The organism is Gardnerella sp. KA00127, from assembly GCF_049244125.1.
Taxonomy (GTDB): Bacteria; Actinomycetota; Actinomycetes; order Actinomycetales; family Bifidobacteriaceae; genus Bifidobacterium; species Bifidobacterium swidsinskii.
In genome coordinates, this window is sequence record NZ_CP058377.1 from 539146 (window position 1) to 559220 (window position 20075).

Below are 20075 nucleotides of genomic sequence, written 5' to 3' on the forward strand. Positions count from 1 at the left end.
TTATATACCGAGATACGCGATTTATATATAAATGTGTAGCTATGTAAGAAAGAAGTGTAGAAACAATGTTTTTATTACCTGAGCAGCAGTTGAATCGCTGTACAAGAGTTATGCAACAACGCCTATATCCATATATAAATACTGTTTTATCGCACTGTAAAATTCGAGCATATGAGATTGCTGGAGAACCTATTTCTTCTAACGAATTCTTTTCTAAGCTAAAAAGAAACGATATTGTGTTTAGCTCATTTAATGTTCCAGGTGTTTGGGGAACAACTTGGGGTACAACATGGTTTGAAGTTACAGGGTCGATTGATTTTTCAAAGGTAAAAGGGCGCAAAGTTGAGCTAAATGTTGATTTAGGTTGGATTAGCAATCTTTTTCCTGGTTTTCAAGCTGAAGGATTAGTATATAATCTCGATGGAAGAGTTATCAAAGCTGTAAACCCTTGTAATCATTGGGTTCCATTGATTGATGAACATAATAATCGTTCTATTAGTATTGATGAAAATGGTAATTTTACTTTATATTTAGAAGCTGCAGACAATCCATTTGTTGAAGGATCTACTCCATTTTCTCCTACTGATTTAGGAGAGCGTGCTACTGGAAAAACCGAATGCCAATATATGTTGAAGTATGTTGACGTTACTGTTTTTAATCGTAATATTTTTGATTATTATATGGATCTTGAGACTGTAAGTTCTTTGATGTGCGAATTAAATGATGATAATCCGCGTTATTGGAAATTAGCTAAAGCTTTACAGCTCTCCTTAAACGCATATGATGAGCATGATTTTTCTACTGTTCAAAATGCTCGTAAAGAGTTGTTTAATGTATTAAGTCGCTCTGCTGCAGCAAGCTCTATAAAGCATACGGCTGTTGGGCATGCTCATATTGATTCTGCTTGGCAATGGCCTGTGCGAGAGACTCATAGAAAGGTTGCGCGCACTGTATCTAACGTTTTAGCTCTTATGGATGAGGATCCTGATTTTACTTATGCTATGAGTTCTGCTCAACAATACGAGTGGCTAGAAAACGAGCATCCCGATTTGTTTGAGCGTATGAAAAAGAGGATTAAGGAAGGGCGTTTTATACCCGTTGGAGGTATGTGGGTTGAGTCTGATGTAATGATGCTATGCGGTGAATCTTTAATTCGCCAAATGACTTTTGGTAAGCACTATTTTAAGAAGCATCTTGGTGTTGAGCCACATGGTATCTGGCTTCCAGACAGTTTTGGTTATACTGGAGCATTGCCTCAACTTGCTCGCCGCGCTGGTTTTGATTGGTTCTTAACTCAAAAGATTTCTTGGAACGATATCACTAAATTCCCGCATCATTCATTCCTTTGGGAAGGAATAGATGGTTCTAGGATTTTGGCTCATTTTCCTCCATCTAATACTTATGCTTCATCTGTGAGCATGCATGAGTTAGTCTATTCTCAACGCAATTTTTTGGATAAAGATTTATCTGATCACGCAATATTGTTATACGGTTTTGGCGATGGCGGTGGCGGACCTACTCGCGAAATGACTGCTCGTATTAGGCGTGATCGCAATTTAGAGGGGTCTCCTAGAGTTGATTTCGGCACTCCTGATGAGTTGTTTGAAAAAATACGAAAAGATATTGTTGACGATTCAAATGGTGATACACCAGTGTTTAAGGGTGAGCTTTATCTAGAGTTGCACAGGAAAACTCTTACTTCTCAGCAAGATATGAAGCGCTATTGCCGTATGGAGGAATCATTGTTGCGTGTGGCTGAATATCTTGTTGTTTTAGCTCGAGTTTATGCGCCAGAATACCGTTTTAATAGCAATGAACTTACTAGAATTTGGAAGACTTTATTATTGAACCAGTTCCACGATATTCTTCCAGGCTCTGCTATTGCATGGGTTCATAGGCAAGCTAGAGAAGAATATGCTAGAGATATTTCTTGTTTACGTAAGATTATCTCAGATATTGCTCATGTGATTGTAAAAGCTAACAGCGCGACTGGTACTATTAGTGCGATTAATATGCGTGAAAATGTAAAGTTATTGACTTATACAGGTAAAAATGAGGTCGCTTGGAATTTATATCAATGCAATGAAAGCGGTAAAAATAATAAAACAACTGTAAAACACAAAAATGATGGTGGAATAATTCTTAATAATAGTGTTTTAAGTGTGACTATTGAACGCGATGGCACAGTATCTTCTGTTAAAGATATTAAATTTAATCGCGAGCTAATTCCATCTGGTTATCGCATGGCGCAATACGAGATACTAAAAGATGAGCCGTATCAATGGGATGCGTGGGATGTTGATAGAGATGCATTTATGAGGAATCGTAAGATTGATGATTCTTCAATTGCTGATGTTAAAGAACTTTTATCGGGTGGTGTGTCTGTTGAAATCTTGGCATGTAAAAAAGATATAAAGATTAAAACAAATATAATTTTAGAGCCATGTGTTAAACGACTTGATTTCCATGCGCAAGTTGATTGGAAAGCTAAAGAGCAATTTTTGAAAGTAGATATGCCAACATCTATATGTTCAAATAATGCGCAATATGAGTGTCAATATGGTTTAGTTGAACGTCCAATAGTAAAAAATACTCGTAGTGATGACGCAAAATTTGAATCATGCACGCATAGGTTTGTTCGCATAGAAGATTCCTCTTATGCTGTTGCAGTTGCGAATTCGTCTACTTATGGCGCTGATGCTGCTCCTATTGGCGATTATGTTTCATCTTGTGGAACTATGCTCAGATTATCTTTGCTTTCTGCGCCTCTTTACCCAGATCCAAATACGGATCAAGGTAAGCACGAATTTACTTGGTCATTTATTGCTGATGCAAATATGGATTCAGTGCTAAGTACAGCTGATTTTTTGAATTCGCCAATTATTGATAAGCTTCCAGATGTAGATTCGCTGTTTACGATTCATAGAAACTCAGGTCTAATTGCATTAGATTGGGTTAAGCTAGCTGACGATTGTTCTGGAGATATAATTTTGCGTATTTACGAGCCATGTGGTGGCTGCGCAAGTGGGCAAATAAAACTCAATAAAATCTTGCGTGCTGCTTCGATTGAAGAAGTAGATCTTATGGAAATGCCCGTGTTGCACGGTATGCCTGTAGCTTTGCACAAGAATAATGACGTGTTAAATATAGAATTACGTCCTTTTCAGCTATGCTCATTGCGCATTCACGTTGCATCTTAATGTTGATATTTTTGTTTATATTTTGATGCTTGGGATTGCACATACATTAATGATTATTGCGATTTGCAATATATTTAGCTAAAGCACATATAGGATTATCTTTATTTATATAGTTAATTTCGAGCGCATTCATTATCTTCACTATGATTGGTTGGTCAATATGCGCGCGTCTTACTATTTCTACATTCTGGAATGCAGATTCGATGCTCCCTTTGTATAGCACATTTCCATTATCAAGTATGAGAGCATTTTGACAATTTTTGTATGCAAATTCCATGTCATGGGTAATAAATAATACTGTTACATTTATCGTATGTAAATAATTAAGTATTTTTACAAGTCGCATTTTTTGTAGCTTATCCAACCCGCCAGTCACTTCATCCATAATAATAATATGTGGTTCTCTTAGCAGTGCAGATGCAATGTTAATAAATTTTCTTTCAGAGAATGACAAATTAAATGGGTTTGTATTTTCTTTATCGTTTAAACCAGTAAGATTCACAATGCGACGGTAAAGATCATTGTTTATATTCTTTATCCCATATGTAATCTCTTTATGCACAGTGCTGTTAAAAATTTGATCATTTGGATTCTGAAAAATATAACCAACGAATGATGTAATATCGTGTTGCTTTAATGTTTTATATTGTTTTCCTTCGATAGTTATGTCACCAGAAGTTGGCTGTAATAAATTGTCTATTATTCTGGCTAAAGTGCTTTTCCCTGCTCCATTGCTACCTATTATTGCGCATACTTCACCACTTTCGAATTCTACATTTACGTGTTTTAGAATTTTGCATGATTTTTCTTGTTTATTATTGTTCTTATTTTTTATTTTTTCATTTGAAGGATATTGAAAACTTACATCGTCCAATTTAATTGCGGTGCTCATTGCATTTCTCCTTCAATAAAACTATTAATTTGCTTATATCTGTTATGTTAGGCGTTATTTGAATATCAAAATTACGTAACTTTTTTACAATTTTGACGACTTCTGGAATATTAATACAGTCAGAAGGGAAGGTTTCATCATAAAAAACATCATATTTATTCCCATAATGGGTTATAAAACCATTTTGAAGAACAATAATATTATCTGCATATTCTGCTAACAAATTTGTATCTTGTTCACTAATTATTACAGTATGTCCTTCATCTTTGTATTTTTGTAGAAAATTATAAATATTCTTAGTTTCTTTTGGATCAAGTTGTAGAGTAGGTTCGTCAAGAATTAGTATTTCTGGATTATTCACTATAACGCAAGCGATTGCAACGCGTTGAATTTGCCCGCCAGATAGGCTTAGTGGGTTTTGAAGCGCAAGCTGTTCTATGTTAAGTAATTGCATAACTTGTGTAACTCGACTCTCTATTTGTTGAGTAGGGGTGTTGCGATTTTCTAAGCTGAATGCAATTTCTTCAAATACGGTTTTTTTAATATGACTTAACTGTGAAAAAGGATCGCTAAATACAAAGCCTATGCTGCCACTTTCATCAGATTTTACTAAATCAATCGTGTTGTTTAATAGTATTTTTCCAGAATATTCTCCCTTATAGAAATGAGGAATATAACCCTTAAGAGATAAGCATAGACTTGATTTACCTGAAGCGTTAGCTCCAATTACTCCATATATTTTCCCTGATTCTATCTGTATTGTTATGTTACTTAAAGCTGGTTTTGAAGTAAGTGGATAAGTGTATGAAAAATCGCAAATATTATATGAGATAACCATAAATTACTCTTCCTAGAATAAGAAAAACTAGTGTAATTGTTCCTATTGCTAGTACTAATTTTTCGTGACCATTATGATTAACCTGTTTAATATATGTCTTTTTTTCTGAACTAAAAAAATTTCTCGAATCAAGCATCATTATGCGCTGCTCTATGTTTATTAGTGAAGTAATAAATGCTGGAAGCAAAATCGAAGTAAATGTGCCAATTCTACGTATTAAATTTCCATTAAAGTTTATTCCACGACTTTTTTGCGAGATCATGATTGCTTTAATTTGCATTTGTAAATAATCAATAGTTTGGAAAGTAGAAAGTATTATGAAACATATTTTATTGCTCATCCCAAGTTTGCTTAAAGATATTGTAATATCTTCTATATCAGTTATTTGGAAAAACCATATGACTATAGTTGATATGTTTAAGGTATTCATTCCAAGCGTTATAGAATTAGACAATGCTGTATCTGTAATTTGCAAAAAATTAAGATTTAATATCGCATTTCCTTGTCTATAGAAAGCAACTTGAAATATTGCAACAAATAATGAGAACATGGCTATACTTGCTACAAGTTTATATCCATTCTTTTTTATTCCGCATAGAATCATCAGAATAAGTAGAGCAAGAAAATAGGGGAACAATAAAAGTCGTAAATTGTATAATGTGAATGAAAAAGTATTTAATATAATGTCTACTATTATCAAATATATGGTCAATATAAATTTTGTTGTAGGATATAGCGTTACAAACGTATTTGTATTTTTTACTTGATTAATAGTATCTATATAATGCATGTGCATAATTACTTTTATCTTTGTCTGTATATAGTAGACTCGATTTAATTTTTACTATTCAGAATCTGAATTTTTTAAGTAAAGTGAACCTAATGGGAAAAGAAGCAGTAATTTATTGGGCAAGCATTTTATAACGCTTAAACATATAATGATTGTTAATATTCTATCAGCCCAAGTAAAGAATCCTTCAGCAGAGAATACAGAAATCCAAATATTCACTCCAGATGCAGTTATTAAACCCGCTATCATAGATGATCCTCCGCCAGTAAACCCGCTAAATACTATTACTACTATCGGTGCCGCAATAATAATGGATACTATTGCCATGATTATTGAAGAAATAAAAATTTTCATATAATTTGAAAACATTTTATGTTTTGCTAGAATGCCAGCGCATAAGGCCAGAGCAATATTGACCACTATAAATGGAAGCATGGTTGGCATAGTGATTGATGAAACTATTGAAGATAGCATTCCAGTTATTATTCCTACAAGTGGTCCAAAAACCATGCATGCAAATAAAGTGCCTATAGTATCAAGGAAAATAGGTAGTTTTAGTACGCCAGCTATAGTGCCAGAAATATAATTAATAGCAACACATAATGGTATTGTGACAACTGCAGCAGTAGTAAATTCTTCCTTGAATGATTTAATTATCTGTTTCATGCAACTACCTCCTATTTTATTACTACAAATATAATCTTTTCATGGATTATAAGATACCTTTATAAGTTTGTAAATTAATATTTAGTGTTTTTGATAAATCTTCGCGAGTATATGACATATATACGGCGTATACTCGCTTGCGTATATAAATAACATTTGGTTTTATAATGCTTGCAGTATATGTTGCTTCAGCTGCACGCTAAAGTTAGTTACATCTGAAACTACAGTTTCTATTAATTGATAGGATGTTGAGAGTTTATGGAAAATAAAGGAATTTATTCTAAAAAGAAAATAATAATAGATACAGATTGTGGTTCGGATGATGCTATGGCAATTGCCATGGCTTTAAATGATCCTAGATATGAGATATTGATGTTTTGCACTGTATCAGGAAACGTGTGCATGGAACAAGCGACTATTAATACGCTTACTACTATCGAGCATGCTGGTTCATATGAGCCACCTGTATATAAAGGAAGCAGAAGCATGCTGTTACGCGATTTGGCTTATGCTCATGAAACTCATGGTAGAGATGGAATGGGTGATATTGGTCTAGTTCCTCATCGTTTGAAAGAAAGTAATGGTAATGCTGTTTTGAAAATGATTGAAACTTTGAGAAACAGTGAAGATGGTGAAATAGACATTATTGCATTAGGACCATTAACTAACATTGCTCTAGCTATTAAGGTTGATTATGAAGCGATGAAAAAAGTTGGTCGCATAGTCGTTATGGGATCTGCTGGTTTAGGCCGTGGAAATGTTTCTCCTGTAGCAGAATTTAATATTTGGCAAGATGCAGAAGCTGCAAAGATATTAGTTGATTCTGGTCTTAAAAATATTATGTTTGTTGGATGGGACGCATGCTTGGGAGAATGTATGCTGAATCCACAAGAAATTGCTAATATTCGCAAAAGTGGAGAACTTGGTAAGTTTGTTATTGATTGTAATAGGGAATTAATGGAAATGAATGTTAGCCGTTTTGGGGATGCTTATCTAGATATGGCTGATCCATCTGCCGTTGCCGCTGCGTTATATCCTGAATGTATAAGCGAGTGCACAAAATATTATTGCCAAGTTGATGCAACTCCTGGACCAAGTTATGGCTCAGTTCTTGTTGATGCTAATTTCTTCTCTGGTAAAACTCCGAATGTTGAAATATGTAGTAGGCTTAATCCCGAAAAATATAAAAATTACATTTATCGTACTTTGCATGTTGTAGATTAGCAAAATTTGTTTTTACCAACATGCTTTCTATATTGAAATAACATTTAGATACGACCGAGTTTGTTTATGGTTGTTCACAAACTTTCTCGGTCGTATTTATATTTAATGCGTATATTTTCAGTATAAATATACTTTAGTTACTAAAGTCAATATCGCCGAGCTTTTCAATAAGCTTCATATTCTCGCTGTAATCGACTGGGCAGGAAATCACATCGACACTGTTTTTCTGATTCAGTGCTTCACGCAGCATGTTGTACAAATCCTCCGGCTTTTTAACAGCATGACCGCGCGCGCCAAAGCTTTCAGCTAGTTTTGGCACATCCGGATTATGGAAATCAACGTATTCGTGCTCGCCTGCATGAAGTTCCATCTTCCACTTAATTAAGCCATAAGCGTTATCTTCCCAAACAAGAACTACCATTCGGCTGCCAACGCGCACTGCAGTTTCGATTTCCTGCACGTTCATCATAAAGCTTCCGTCGCCCATCACAGCCAAAACCGGTTTCGTGTTAATTTTGCCGGAATTATCGCGAATAAACGAAGCTCCAACAGCTCCCGGAAGCGTCCAAGCCATAGTTGAAAGACTGTTGTCGATTATGCAAGTATTCGGGTGCATAGTTGGGTACAAGCGTGCCATCCACATTTTCAAAGCACCTGTATCTACAAGTACCTTCGTGCCTTCAGGAACAGCGCGGCGAATATCGTAAACTACGCGCTGCGGTTTCATTGGCATGCTTTCGTCGTTTTCGCAAGAATGTAATTCTTCCGTAAGCAGTTGTCGAATACGTGGGTGGCTTACGTCGAAAGTAATGTTGCGTGTCTTTAATACTTCTGTAAGAGTTTTAAGCGTTTGGCCAATATTCGCCATAATATTCAGCGCAGTAGGGTAGTGCGCATCGGTATCTTCCACAAAAGTATTGATGTGAATAATAGTTTTATCAATATTTGGGTTGATTTTCTTCGGGTCGAACTGCTGAATTGAGAAGCCGACAGCAATAATCAAATCAGCAGTGTCAAACGCGAAGTTCTCGTAATCGCGATGCATGAAGCCAACGACTCCAAGCGCATTCGGATGATTATCCGGGAAAACTCCCTTACCTTCAAAAGTAGTTGCAACTGGAACATTAAGCTGCTCAGCAAACGCAAGAAGCTGATCCTCAGCGTGAGAGCGCGCAACGCCGTTTCCAGCCAAAATAATAGGTTGCTTTGCTTGACTAATAATTTTCGCAGCTTCTTCAATAGTGTCCGGCGCTGGCATAATATGCAAAGGATGCGGCAGTGGAAGAGGCTTTGCGTCGTCAGGTGCTGGCATTTCGCTAATATCTTCCGGAATAACAAGGCACGTGGCTCCCGGACGGTTGCGACCGGCAATAGAGAAAGCTTTTCGAACCATTTCCGGCGCAGATTCTGGAGCAAGCATCATAGAAGACCATTGCGTAATCGGTTGGAAGAGCGCAACCAAATCAATAATTTGGTGAGATTCCTTATAAAGCCTAGAAACGTTACCTTGTGCGCAAATCGCTACAAGCGGTGTGGTGCTTGCGTTTGCTTGAGCTACAGGAAGCGTTAAATTCAATGCGCCAGGACCTAGAGTTGCCAAGCATACGCCCGGTTTTCCAGTAATATGAGCGTATGTTGCTGCCATAAAACCAGCACCCTGCTCGTGGCGAGTAAGCACAAAACGAATGCGCCCATCACGCTCAATTGCTTCAAGAAGCGGAATATTTTCCTCACCTGGAATACCGAATACTACTTCAACGCCTTCGTTTACCAAGCATTCAACAACTAAATCTGCAGTATTGCGCTTGTGGTTTTCACGAAGATGCTTTTGACGAGCAAGTTTTTGTTCAAGCTTCTGATCTTCTGTTTTGTGTATTTCTGCCATAATTCGCTTCTTGTGTAGACAACAAATTCTTTGTTTTAATATGATATACGCAATCTTGTCTTTAAACGCAATTTTTGCGATGCGCGTGTCATAAAAAAGGGCGGAATTTTGTGTTAGCTACTTTAGGCTAAATCACGCTATTAATAGTTGCTAATTTATTGTTATTGCAACGATTTTGTCGGGAATTTAACCCGATTGTAGGACTGGGTTTCTAGTACAATAGAACCATTGTGTCTATTGCGTTACGGAGGAATGATGAAGCGCTGGCTGTTGAATCTGGTCAAGTGTGAAACCATTCTTATTGTTGCCGCAATTTTAGCGGTTATTTCTTGTTTTTTTGTACCTCCAGATCCGCAATATTTGAGTTATATTCATGTCAACACTATTTCGCAATTAGTGTGTCTTATGATGGTTGTGTGCGGATTCCAGCGCATTGGTGTGTTTCGATCTATTGGTGCGCGTTTGCTAAGGCATGTGCGCACTGAGCGCGGCTTGGTGCTCGTGCTTATGTCGTTAACATTCTTTTCAGCAATGTGGATCACGAACGACGTTGCTTTGGTTACTTTTGTGCCTTTTGCGCTATCTGTGCTCGTAATGGCGAATGCTGAAAAGCAGTCAATTCTTGTAATTACGCTTATGACCATTGGTGCCAATGTTGGAAGTATGCTCACTCCTATTGGCAATGCTCACAATCTGTATTTAAAGGCGTTGACTCATATGTCTACGCAAGATTTTTTGAAGATTATGGCTCCTTATACGATTACAGCAGCACTGTTGATGATCGTATTTGCATTCGTATTCTTTAAATCGCGCACAGTTGACCAGTTTGCAGGTTTGCATGGTGACGATATTGAACAAAGCGTGTTGGCTCCTTCGCATGGTCATCCGCAGCCTGATGAAATTCGTGTTATGGGCTATGGCATGAATTTTACTCGCTGGCGTGTTACTGTTTATAGTTTGCTGTTTGTCGTTTGCTTGTGTGGTGTTAGTGGATGGATTCCTGACTGGATTATGGTGCTTATTATGGTTGCAGCTTTTCTTGTTTGCGACCGCCACGTATTCCGTGTTTTAGATTGGGCTTTGCCACTCACGTTTATTATGTTCTTTGTTTTTATTGGCAATATGCGCCGAGTTTCTGGATTTAGCGATCTTGCGCAAATGTGGGTTGGTGCGCATCCGATGGAAGTTTCTATTGCTTCAAGCCAATTTATTAGTAATGTACCAACGACAATTCTGCTTTCTGGATTCTGTGATCAGTGGAAGCTTCTTATTATTGGCACGAATCTTGGTGGAATGGGTACTTTGATTGCTTCTATGGCTTCGCTTATTTCTTATAAGGGAATTACGCACCAGTATTCGCATTACCGTGGGCGTTATTTGCTCACGTATACTATTGTCAATGTGTTCTTTCTTGCAGTGTTGATGTCACTTGCGTGGATTATTGAATAACAATTTTTATATAAACGTTTGATATTTATAATTTTATGGCGCGTTGATAACAGTTTTTTGGTATAATAACCATTTGTTTGCCTCTGTAGCTCAAAGGATAGAGCAACGGCCTTCTAATCCGTTGGTTGCGCGTTCGAGTCGCGTCGGGGGCACTTTTATAAGCCCGAAATTATTGGAATTTCGGGCTTTTTAAAAGTGCCGAGCTTGTTTAGGGTTGAAAGCACGGTGTGCTTTCAACGCAAGCGAGGTCTGCGCGCGTCAAGAAGACGCGTGCAGGGTGTTCTTGTTGGGTTTGTTTTTGGTTTTTGTTTTGTGTCTTACTAAGCCCGAAATTATTGGAATTTCGGGCTTAGTAAAGTGCTGAGCTTGCTCGGGGTGCAAAGCACGGTGTGTTTTCAACGCAAGCGAGGTCTGTACGCGTCTTTAAGACGCGTACAGGTTACTTATCTTCTTCGCGGCAGCTTTCGCATAAGCCAAATACTTCTAGCGTATGATCCACCACAGTGTACCCGTGAGATTCAGCTACTTTATGAATCCATCCTTCGTCGTCAGGTGGCTCAATGTCGACGGTTTTTCCGCAACGTTCGCACACTAAATGATGGTGATGAGTATTTTCATCGCAAATACGGAATAATTGCTGTCCATTAAAGCGCACGGTATCTACTTCGCCGCTTTGAGTTAAAGAATTAAGTTGACGATACACCGTTGCTAAGCCAATAATCTCCCCGTCTTTGGCGAGTATTCGGTGCAAATCTTGTGCAGAAACAAAATTACGAGACTCGCGTAAGTAGGAGAGTACTATTTCTTTTTGTTTTGTATGTCTACGCATAGGCTCACTAGACATTTCGCATCCTTTCGTCGTTTTTAGTCTAGCTCGTCGTCCCAGCAGCCTGTTGCATCTAATGCGGCAGCAGCGTCAACAGGATTATCGCATAGCACAGTAATATGACCCATTTTGCGATTCTTACGAACTTCAGCTTTTCCATAATCGTGTATATGCCATTCTGGATGTTCCAAAATCAGCGAACGTGTAGGAGCCACATGTTGCCCAAGAACATTTACCATAACAGCAGGGGAAAGTAGCTTAGGCTTCTTTAAAGGCCAACCAACAATACCGCGAATATGTGCTTCAAATTGATCCATATCGCAAGCTTCAATCGTATAATGCCCGGAATTGTGAGGGCGAGGAGCAAGTTCGTTTACTACTACGCGATTATCTTTAGTGATGAAAAGCTCGATTCCTAATGTTCCTGCTAGTTCGAATCCTTTAGCTAAGCGCAAAGCTAATTCGTGAGCTGTTTTTTCAACTTCAGGATCAACTACTGCAGGAGCTAAAGTCATGTGCAAAATACTATTGTGATGCACGTTTTTTACTAGAGGATAAGTTACGAAATCCTTACCATTTCCAGAAACCAGGATTGATGCTTCAAAAGCAAAATCGACGAAACCCTCGAGAATTGAAGGAGGGAATTTTCCTCCGCGATCCGAGCGATGGTGAATGTTAGCAACGTCTTCTTCTGTGCGCAAAACATCTTGACCATGACCGTCGTAGCCGCCGCGACGAGTTTTAAGAATTGCTGGCAAGCCTATTTCGTCAATAGCAGCATCTAAGTCGTCCAAATTATTTACTTCACGCCACGGAGCTGTTTCGATTTTATGACTATTAATGAACGTTTTTTCACTGACGCGATCTTGAGTTACGCGTAACAGGTCAGTTCCTTGTGGGATTGCGGTTAAATGACGAACTTTATCAAGTGCGTCTGCGTTAACATTTTCAAATTCGTAAGTTAATACATCGCAACGTTCAGCAAGCTCACGTAAGCCTTCAGGATCGTCGTAATTAGCTTCAACCTGCAAATCTGCTACTTGGAACACAGGGCAGTCAAGCGTAGGGTCAAGAACACCAATACGAAAACCCATATGGCGAGCTGCAATAGCCATCATGCGCCCTAACTGGCCGCCGCCAATAATTCCAATAGTGGATCCTGGCATTAAACGTTCAACAGCACCATTAGTTACTTCAGATAAGGTTGGCATTTGATTCCTCGACTTTTTCTTTTAGTTCATTGCGATATTCTGCTAGTTCTTTAGCAAGACGATTATCAGTTGTACTTAGAATACTTACAGCAAGCAATCCAGCATTTGTCGCACCAGAGTTTCCAACTGCAGTAGTTGCAACAGGAATACCTCCTGGCATTTGTACTATTGAAAGCAATGAATCCCAGCCTGATAGCGCATGCGAGCGTACTGGCACTCCAATAACAGGAAGCGTGGTTTGTGCCGCAATCATGCCAGGCAAGTGGGCGGCTCCGCCGGCTCCAGCAATAATAATGTGGAAACCGTTTGAGCGAGCATTATGCGCAAAATCTGCCATTAATTCCGGTGTACGATGTGCGGAAATAACTCGTTTCATATACGGAACTTGGAATTTATCTAGAATTTCACAAGCATGACGCATGGTTTCCCAATCACTTGAGGATCCCATTACGACAGCGACGGTTGGCTTTACTTCTGACACGATGAACCTCCCTGACGTGCACTTGTTACTTTACGCAACACTAGGGAGAACTCGCCGAAGTTTATCTAAAACTTAACAAATTATTTGTTCGCTTCATTGCTTTTTGGTCGCAACGATTTTACCATTTCTAGTATTTGTTTAGGATTAGCTTCCGGTAAATAGGCGTGAGTTACAGCTAGTGAAATCTGAGCTAATTTTGCAGAATCCATATAGCAAACATATACGGAACTTGCGGATGGCTGGAATTTTTTCTTGAAGAAATATAGCGATTTGAACCCATAAGCTGGTTCCAAAATGTCAGACATCATTTCTAGCGCATGATTAATAACGTTAGAAGATTTTTGACCATTTTCGTTCAATATGTCTTCGTTTATGCCAGCTAGAGGTGCTGCAGAAAGGCTCATAAATTCTACAGAACAGTCTGGGTTTTCTAATCCTTCATCTCTTAAACGTTCTGCCATTCTAGCAATTAATAATTCCATAATCCCATTAGGACTATCTGTGCGGTGACGCATAAAATCAAGTGTCCAACCAATAATTCGATTATTTCTATACGTTGGCATCCAGCTTGTTACTCCAAGTACCCTGCCGTCTTCATTAATAGCGTATAAAATTTTGACGCGGCTATCTTGAAGTTCGTCAAGTCCTCCGAGAGTAAATTTCATTTCTGGAAGAGCTTTTAACTCTGCCCATTCTTCTGAAATTTCTACAATTTGTTGCCGTACGTCCCAAGAGGCTTCGTTATAAGTTGTAAGTACGTCGGCAATTCCATCTCGTTTTGCTTTGTTTATAGCTGTACGAATATCTTGCCATTTTTTCCCTCGCGTCTGCCAAGTATTAGGGTCTACTAGCATGTCTGTTCCGACTTTAATAGAAGTAAATCCAAGTTTTTCTAGTTCTTGACGCGTTTTATCGTGCACAGCATAGAATGTTGGAGACCACGAATTTTGTTCGCAGAATTTAATAAATCCTCGAATATCTTGTGAATACTCTTTTTCATCTCCAAAAGGTTCTGTAAGAGTGAGCGCAATACCGTAATTTAGTCTATAGGCAATTGCAGATTGCCCGCTTTGAGAGAACCAATAATGGTTATTCGCCCAAGTCGTCATAAAGCTCATTGTGTTTCCACCAAGTTCTACTAATGAGCTTGCTTTTTTTCTATCGTTTTCGCTTGTAGAGATGCTGCTGCGGAACCACGTAAAGCAGACAATAAACAATATTGTCCAGAATATCACGCCCACGCTTTGTGCTAGTAAAGAAGATAGGGGTGTTTCAGTGCGAAGCATTGCGTTAGATCTGTTTCCAAATCCCATAGGCATCCAGCGCCCTGGTAGATCTCGCAATAAGTGGTAAATATCAGCAGATGGAGTAAATTCTTCAGGTATCATAAGACCAAAAGCAACATATCCAGCACCAGTTATATACAATGCTATAAAAATTGCTATTAGTCCCAAACGTGCCTGTAGTTTGCTCGTATGAACAGAAAAATGCTTTAAATTAATTATCAACAAAATAGTAAGCAATAATGGTGGGAGAGCGGTAAGCATAAAAGCAACAGCAACAGCATTATGTTGATGTTCCAAAATATTTTGTTTTGTGGCAATTAAAGGCAAAACAGTGAAATACATTCCTGCATATAGCACAGTCAGTGCGTTTATAAATATAGAAGTTAATGCAGCTAGTCTACGCCCTCGTAACATTCCCCACGCAATAATCATCAGTGTGATGCTTGGTAATAGAATGCGAATCCATAATTCGCCAATTGCAGCGTGATGTAGACCTGAATGAAGAAAACAATTATTTGTGCTGTAATTTGTCATGCATCGCGTAAGCCATGTCTTAGAGCCTAGTTGCGGTGACATAAACAAACCAAGAGTAGTAAGAATTCCTGCGTGAGAGCGTGAAGATAATGCCAACACTGGACCTAATGCAATAATGCTCTGAGCTACTGCAAAAAGCCTACGAATTTCGTAATCTGTACCTTCCCACCAGTTTACACTTCGTCTAACGCCTTTTGTTTTGCTCATAATATTGCCGATGATGTGTCCTGTAAGGGCTGCAATAATAGTGCAATAATCGCCTGGATTTCCACTATAAAGAAGCATTGCTGAAGTAGTAGCGTATCCAATTACTAAAGTTCTTCTGCGCCACAAAATAGATTCGTAAGATGCAGAAGCCATAAAAGCGCCAATAAACAGTGTGAATGGAGATAGTCGAATAGGAATCTTGGTAATCCAATGCATGTTTCGAATAATGATTGAAAGATTACCTATGATTGTTAATCCTACAATTATGCCAACAAGTGTGCTAAATATTGCAATATAAATAATATTAAGTCTACTTATACGAGTTTCTGCAACGCCAATAAGTACGGCAACAAGTAAACAATTAACCATAAGAGATGGCATATTATTTACGAAAATAAGCGAATGGCACACTTTTATCAGCAGCTCTGTGACGTTTCCGTGCCCGAAGAATAGGCTTGGACCTTTTGAATGATGATGTCGCATAAACAATTGTGCAAGAGTAGCGCTTGTGCCATAAGTATAAAAATGCATAAGTGCTAATACGAGCCAGTGTATGCAATTTATAACAATAAAAATGCATGTAAGCGTTAATGCAAAAACTTTATGTTGCATCCAGGTTATGAAATCGTGCATCAATATTTTTGTATGCCGAATTGCTGAATGTTTAGAATCAGAATCATTTTTCTTACAACGTTTATGAAAGAAAGACAGCATCATATTAGTCTCGATTCACTTGCTGGTTGATAAGAATTTGTACATTTTGGTAGGTATTAAGTTTTGGTGCAGTGCTTGAAATACCTGTTTTTTTGCAGAATTGATCAATTGCTATTTTTAATCCAGCTTTTACTGTGTGCCAATCATGACCATTGCCTTGAGAAAGCATGGTTATAACATTCATTCCAGCGCGATGTGCGCTTAGTGCGATGGTTGCCTGATTCGCTTGAGATTTAGTATCCCATGAGCCCGCAATAGCGTAATAATTTTGTTTCAAAGGAGCATTTTTACGCATTATCACGCTAGGTATATGTCGCTCATATTCTGATGTGTTTCCATTGAAATAATGATTAATTGTTTCTTGGCGATTCTTATATGTTGGTTCTAGTTCCCCTCCGGCAGAAAAAATGTTTCCAAATATATCAGGGTGAGATGGAACTAGTTGCGTTGAGCAAGTGCCTCCTTGTGAGAAGCCGCCCATAAGCCACATTTTAGGATCTTTGCTTACTGGCAAATGTTTGCGTATCCATTTAGGAACATCATTAATTAAATATGTTTCTGCTTTGCCGAACACATGTGTATCCGCACACAGAGAATTATGCGAAGATTCACCATTTTGGTCAGGGGCTACAACAATAGGTGCAAGACCGTAGTGATTTTTCGCGTAATTGTCTAAAGTATTTGCAATATCGCTTGCTGCAAAAAAGTGATTAGGGCTACCAGGTTGTCCTGCAAACATGACCATAACTGGCAGTTTTGGTGGTTTTTTAACAAGTGCAGCAGGTGGCAAGTATACGTTTGCTATTCTGGCATTGAAATGTGAAGCAGTGTTAGGGATATAAACTGAACGAACAATACCTTTTTTAGGCAGTTTTGGCAGTTTTTGTTGTGCTGCTAACTCTCTCCATTGTTTAATACTAGAGGATGCGGATTTTTGCTTATTAACTTCTAGTTTTGGAAAACCGCCCATTCCAAATATTGAACCTATTGTCGTGTATTCCCCATAAATCATGTCTACATGAAGAGCTGTGCTTGCTAACGTCAAGATAATAGCTATTACTGCAACTAGTTTTCTCCATTTGTGTAAGAAAACAAATGCTGTTGCTGCAAAACCTATAAGTCCGAAGCCGCATGCAATAGAAAAAATAACGAGCCATCCAAGACTTACTTCGAATACAAGAAACACGTCAGAAATAAGCCAAGCAATTATTCCACCGACAAAAAATGTTATGACACCTATTGCAAGTTGTATTAGTAAGTGGAACATTTTCTTGCCGCGTTTTGTTTTCATAAAAAGCAACAAGACTAAAGAAATACCATTTACGCTAAAAAGGCTTACTGGTAGCCATCCTTGCAAAAGACTCACTTTTGCCAATTGCAGCATGTTTGACTCCTATACTTTCTAGTCTAATTTGCGTACCAGTTACTAATCTAAGCGACATATACGCACAGTAATTGCCCAACCTAGTAATGTAATGCTAGTATCTGAAATTTTCCTCAATATTTGTTTTATTTTTTATTATTTATTCTATTTAAATAATAAATATCGAAACATATATTGTAATCAGTCCTAAGTATTAAAATTGCTATTTTTTCTTGTTTCAATGCATTGTTAAAAATTTATGACGATAGCAATAAGTAAACTTGCACATTATTAGTAATAATTAGCACGTGTGTGATTTATTGAGGATAGTATGAAGTCATTTTTGCGCTTGAAAGTTCCGTATTGGCTGTATGCATTTCTTTTCTTTGTTATTGACGGCATGTCGGTAATTATTGTGCAAATGGGTGTGCAGCGCGCTGGAAGAGTTGAGATGACTTCTGCAATGTCTGGTGGACGTTGGGGATTAATAACTAAAACCTGGAAAGAACTTAATTTCGTTATTGTTCTTAGTGCGCTCGTTGTTGCGATGATATACGGTTTAATTCTTTTGATTAGTAACCGATTTTGGATATCAAGTGCAATAATTCTAAGTGTTTCATTGCTTATTGCTGTTATTGAATATATGAAAGTAAATGTTCGTTATGAAACTATTCTTCCTGCGGACTTAAACTTTTTAAAAAGTAACACTGGTAATGTCGCTTCATTTTTGCCAGATAATGCTCCTATGGTCATTGGTGTTGCTTTAGGCGTTTTTATTTTGCTTTTAGTTACAACTGTTTGCTTACACATATTTGATACAAATCATGGAAAGATTGTGCGATTTAAAGATTGGCGTTATTCTGCTGGTATTCGTGTTGCAATTGCGTTGATTTTAATAGGGAATTTAAGCTGGTATATTGGCGGCGTTGGCACAGTTGACTCTTCGGCTAATGTTTTTTCTAAAATGCTTGGTGACAGTCCTGCTATGTGGGATTCTGTTTATGACGCTCAACGCAATGGTGCTATTGTGGCATTTTTGCGTAATGTAAATCCTAAAATTATGGATAAACCGGCTGATTACAGTGAAGAAACTATGAAGGCTGTATACAAGCGTTATAACGATGAAGCTAAACGTATAAATCGTTCTCGTACAACAAATATGAACGATAATACTTTTATTCTTATCTTGTCTGAATCGTTCTCTGATCCTACTCGTGTTCCTGGTTTGAAGTTGAACAAGAATCCAATACCATTTATTAGCAATTTAAAGAAGCATACGGATAGTGGTTTGATGCTTTCTTCTGGTTATGGTGGCGGTACTGCAAATCTAGAGTACATGTCTTTAACTGGTTTGAGCATGGCTAATTTTGATCCTTCAATGACTAGCCCGTATCAGCAGTTGGTTCCTAATGCTCAATGGTCTCCAACTATTAATCAATATTGGGATGATTCTCGTAATTCTATTAAATCTATAGCTTTCCACCCGTATGAGCCGAGCATGTATTTGCGCGCTACTAATTACAAAAAGTTTGGATTTAGTAAGTTCTACGCATTGCAAGGACCTGATGTTATTGCTCACCGTGATGTTATAGATAAATCACCGTATGTTTCTGACGCATCAGCATATAAGAGTGCGTTAGAAAAGATTAAAGAGCATAAGCAACCTAGGTTCGTACAAATTGTTACTATGCAAAACCATATGCCTTATAGGGATTGGTATGCGAATAATGAATTCGAAGCGTCTTCTAAAGATGGTGCCGCTGATCTTGGTGATGATGAAAAAACTTCTATTGAAACGTATGCTAAGGGTGTGCAGCACACTGATGAGACAACACAAGCGTTTTTGAAGAGTTTAGATAAACTAAATAAGCCTATTACTGTTATGTTTTATGGTGACCATTTGCCAGGAATTTACGGCACTGCAAGTTCAGATGAAAAGAATTCATTGTCTTTGCATTTGACTGATTATTTTATTTGGTCAAATAAAGTTGCTTTGGAGCGTAAAGAGCGTAGTGAGAAAAAATCTTCAAACAAAAATGTAGAGCATTCTAATACAAGTAAAGATGTAGATCGTACTAATAAGTATTCTTCGCCTAACTTCTTTATTTCTCAGGCTGCTTTACATATGAACGCTAAAGTTTCCCCGTATCTTGCTTTCTTAACTCGTTTACATGAGCATGTGAGTGCTATGGAGCCTCCTGTTGTAAATACTATTCAAGGCTGGGATAGAATTCCTGAAGGACAATCAATTTATTTGGATAACGATGGTAATCCGATGATTTTGTCTAAGATGGATAAGAAGTCACGTCAACTTCTTCACGACTATCGCTTAATACAATACGATATTACTGCTGGAAAGCATTATTTGCGTAATACTGATTTTATGAAATTACCGCGCTAAAAGCTAGTTTGATCATTAAAATGCCCCTCGTTTGTATTTGATAAATATTATTTTTCAAATAGCGAGGGGCTTATTGATTTGCAATTTGTTAATGAAAACTATATTTAA

14 protein-coding genes and 1 tRNA gene are annotated in these 20075 nt (G+C 37.8%); 5 read left to right on the forward strand and 10 right to left on the reverse strand.

Going from position 1 to position 20075, the window contains the following annotated elements; translation table 11 throughout:
- The first annotated feature begins 65 nt into the window (after positions 1-65).
- A complete protein-coding gene (locus HXT48_RS01970; RefSeq protein WP_076002957.1) occupies positions 66-3200 on the forward strand; it encodes an alpha-mannosidase in 3135 nt (1044 codons plus the stop codon).
- 46 nt (positions 3201-3246) lie between these two features.
- Here the strand turns inward: HXT48_RS01970 and HXT48_RS01975 are convergent, their stop codons facing one another.
- The 4 genes from HXT48_RS01975 to HXT48_RS01990 are packed head-to-tail and all read right to left on the reverse strand — an operon-like array spanning position 3247 to position 6386.
- Entirely contained in the window at positions 3247-4092 is an 846-nt protein-coding gene (locus HXT48_RS01975; RefSeq protein ID WP_415685143.1) for an energy-coupling factor ABC transporter ATP-binding protein, read from the reverse strand.
- Complete coding sequence (locus HXT48_RS01980) at positions 4076-4930, reverse strand: energy-coupling factor ABC transporter ATP-binding protein (protein WP_415685144.1); 855 nt, start codon at positions 4928-4930, stop codon at positions 4076-4078. Before HXT48_RS01980 ends, HXT48_RS01975 begins: the two co-directional genes overlap by 17 nt.
- Positions 4914-5720, reverse strand: a complete 807-nt coding sequence (locus HXT48_RS01985) for an energy-coupling factor transporter transmembrane component T (RefSeq protein ID WP_415685145.1) — start codon at positions 5718-5720, stop codon at positions 4914-4916. Before HXT48_RS01985 ends, HXT48_RS01980 begins: the two co-directional genes overlap by 17 nt.
- A 54-nt stretch (positions 5721-5774) precedes the next feature.
- On the reverse strand, positions 5775-6386 hold the full coding sequence (locus tag HXT48_RS01990) for an ECF transporter S component (RefSeq protein ID WP_012914361.1): 612 nt from the start codon (positions 6384-6386) through the stop codon (positions 5775-5777).
- Positions 6387-6644: 258 nt separating this feature from the next.
- On the opposite strand from HXT48_RS01990, the gene HXT48_RS01995 reads away from it, so the two are divergent.
- Positions 6645-7610 (forward strand): nucleoside hydrolase, encoded by a 966-nt coding sequence (locus HXT48_RS01995; RefSeq protein ID WP_012914360.1) that lies wholly within the window; start codon positions 6645-6647, stop codon positions 7608-7610.
- A gap of 133 nt (positions 7611-7743) precedes the next feature.
- On the opposite strand, the gene HXT48_RS02000 is transcribed toward HXT48_RS01995, so the two are convergent.
- Entirely contained in the window at positions 7744-9495 is a 1752-nt protein-coding gene (locus tag HXT48_RS02000) for an acetolactate synthase large subunit (protein ID WP_421793127.1), read from the reverse strand.
- Positions 9496-9750: 255 nt separating this feature from the next.
- Between HXT48_RS02000 and HXT48_RS02005 the strand changes: the two genes are divergently transcribed.
- A complete protein-coding gene (locus tag HXT48_RS02005; protein ID WP_421793128.1) occupies positions 9751-10944 on the forward strand; it encodes an SLC13 family permease in 1194 nt (397 codons plus the stop codon).
- A 79-nt stretch (positions 10945-11023) separates the two neighbouring features.
- A tRNA-Arg gene (locus HXT48_RS02010) sits at positions 11024-11096 on the forward strand.
- 287 nt (positions 11097-11383) lie between these two features.
- Here HXT48_RS02010 and HXT48_RS02015 read toward each other — a convergent pair.
- From HXT48_RS02015 to HXT48_RS02035, 5 genes are all read right to left on the reverse strand, one after another.
- Entirely contained in the window at positions 11384-11788 is a 405-nt protein-coding gene (locus HXT48_RS02015; RefSeq protein WP_004106002.1) for a Fur family transcriptional regulator, read from the reverse strand.
- A gap of 20 nt (positions 11789-11808) precedes the next feature.
- Positions 11809-12981, reverse strand: coding sequence for a 5-(carboxyamino)imidazole ribonucleotide synthase (purK, locus tag HXT48_RS02020; RefSeq protein ID WP_004108378.1), 1173 nt, complete (start codon positions 12979-12981; stop codon positions 11809-11811).
- Positions 12965-13429 (reverse strand): 5-(carboxyamino)imidazole ribonucleotide mutase, encoded by a 465-nt coding sequence (gene purE, locus HXT48_RS02025; protein ID WP_004108375.1) that lies wholly within the window; start codon positions 13427-13429, stop codon positions 12965-12967. The genes purK and purE overlap by 17 nt, the downstream gene beginning before the upstream one ends.
- A 113-nt stretch (positions 13430-13542) precedes the next feature.
- Complete coding sequence (locus tag HXT48_RS02030; protein ID WP_421793129.1) at positions 13543-16206, reverse strand: bifunctional lysylphosphatidylglycerol flippase/synthetase MprF; 2664 nt, start codon at positions 16204-16206, stop codon at positions 13543-13545.
- A 1-nt stretch (position 16207) separates the two neighbouring features.
- The gene (locus tag HXT48_RS02035) at positions 16208-17587 is read right to left on the reverse strand and encodes an alpha/beta hydrolase (RefSeq protein WP_012914357.1); all 1380 of its coding nucleotides are present in this window, start codon (positions 17585-17587) and stop codon (positions 16208-16210) included.
- A 310-nt stretch (positions 17588-17897) separates the two neighbouring features.
- Between HXT48_RS02035 and HXT48_RS02040 the strand changes: the two genes are divergently transcribed.
- Entirely contained in the window at positions 17898-19967 is a 2070-nt protein-coding gene (locus HXT48_RS02040) for an LTA synthase family protein (protein WP_004108366.1), read from the forward strand.
- Positions 19968-20075: the final 108 nt, after the last annotated feature.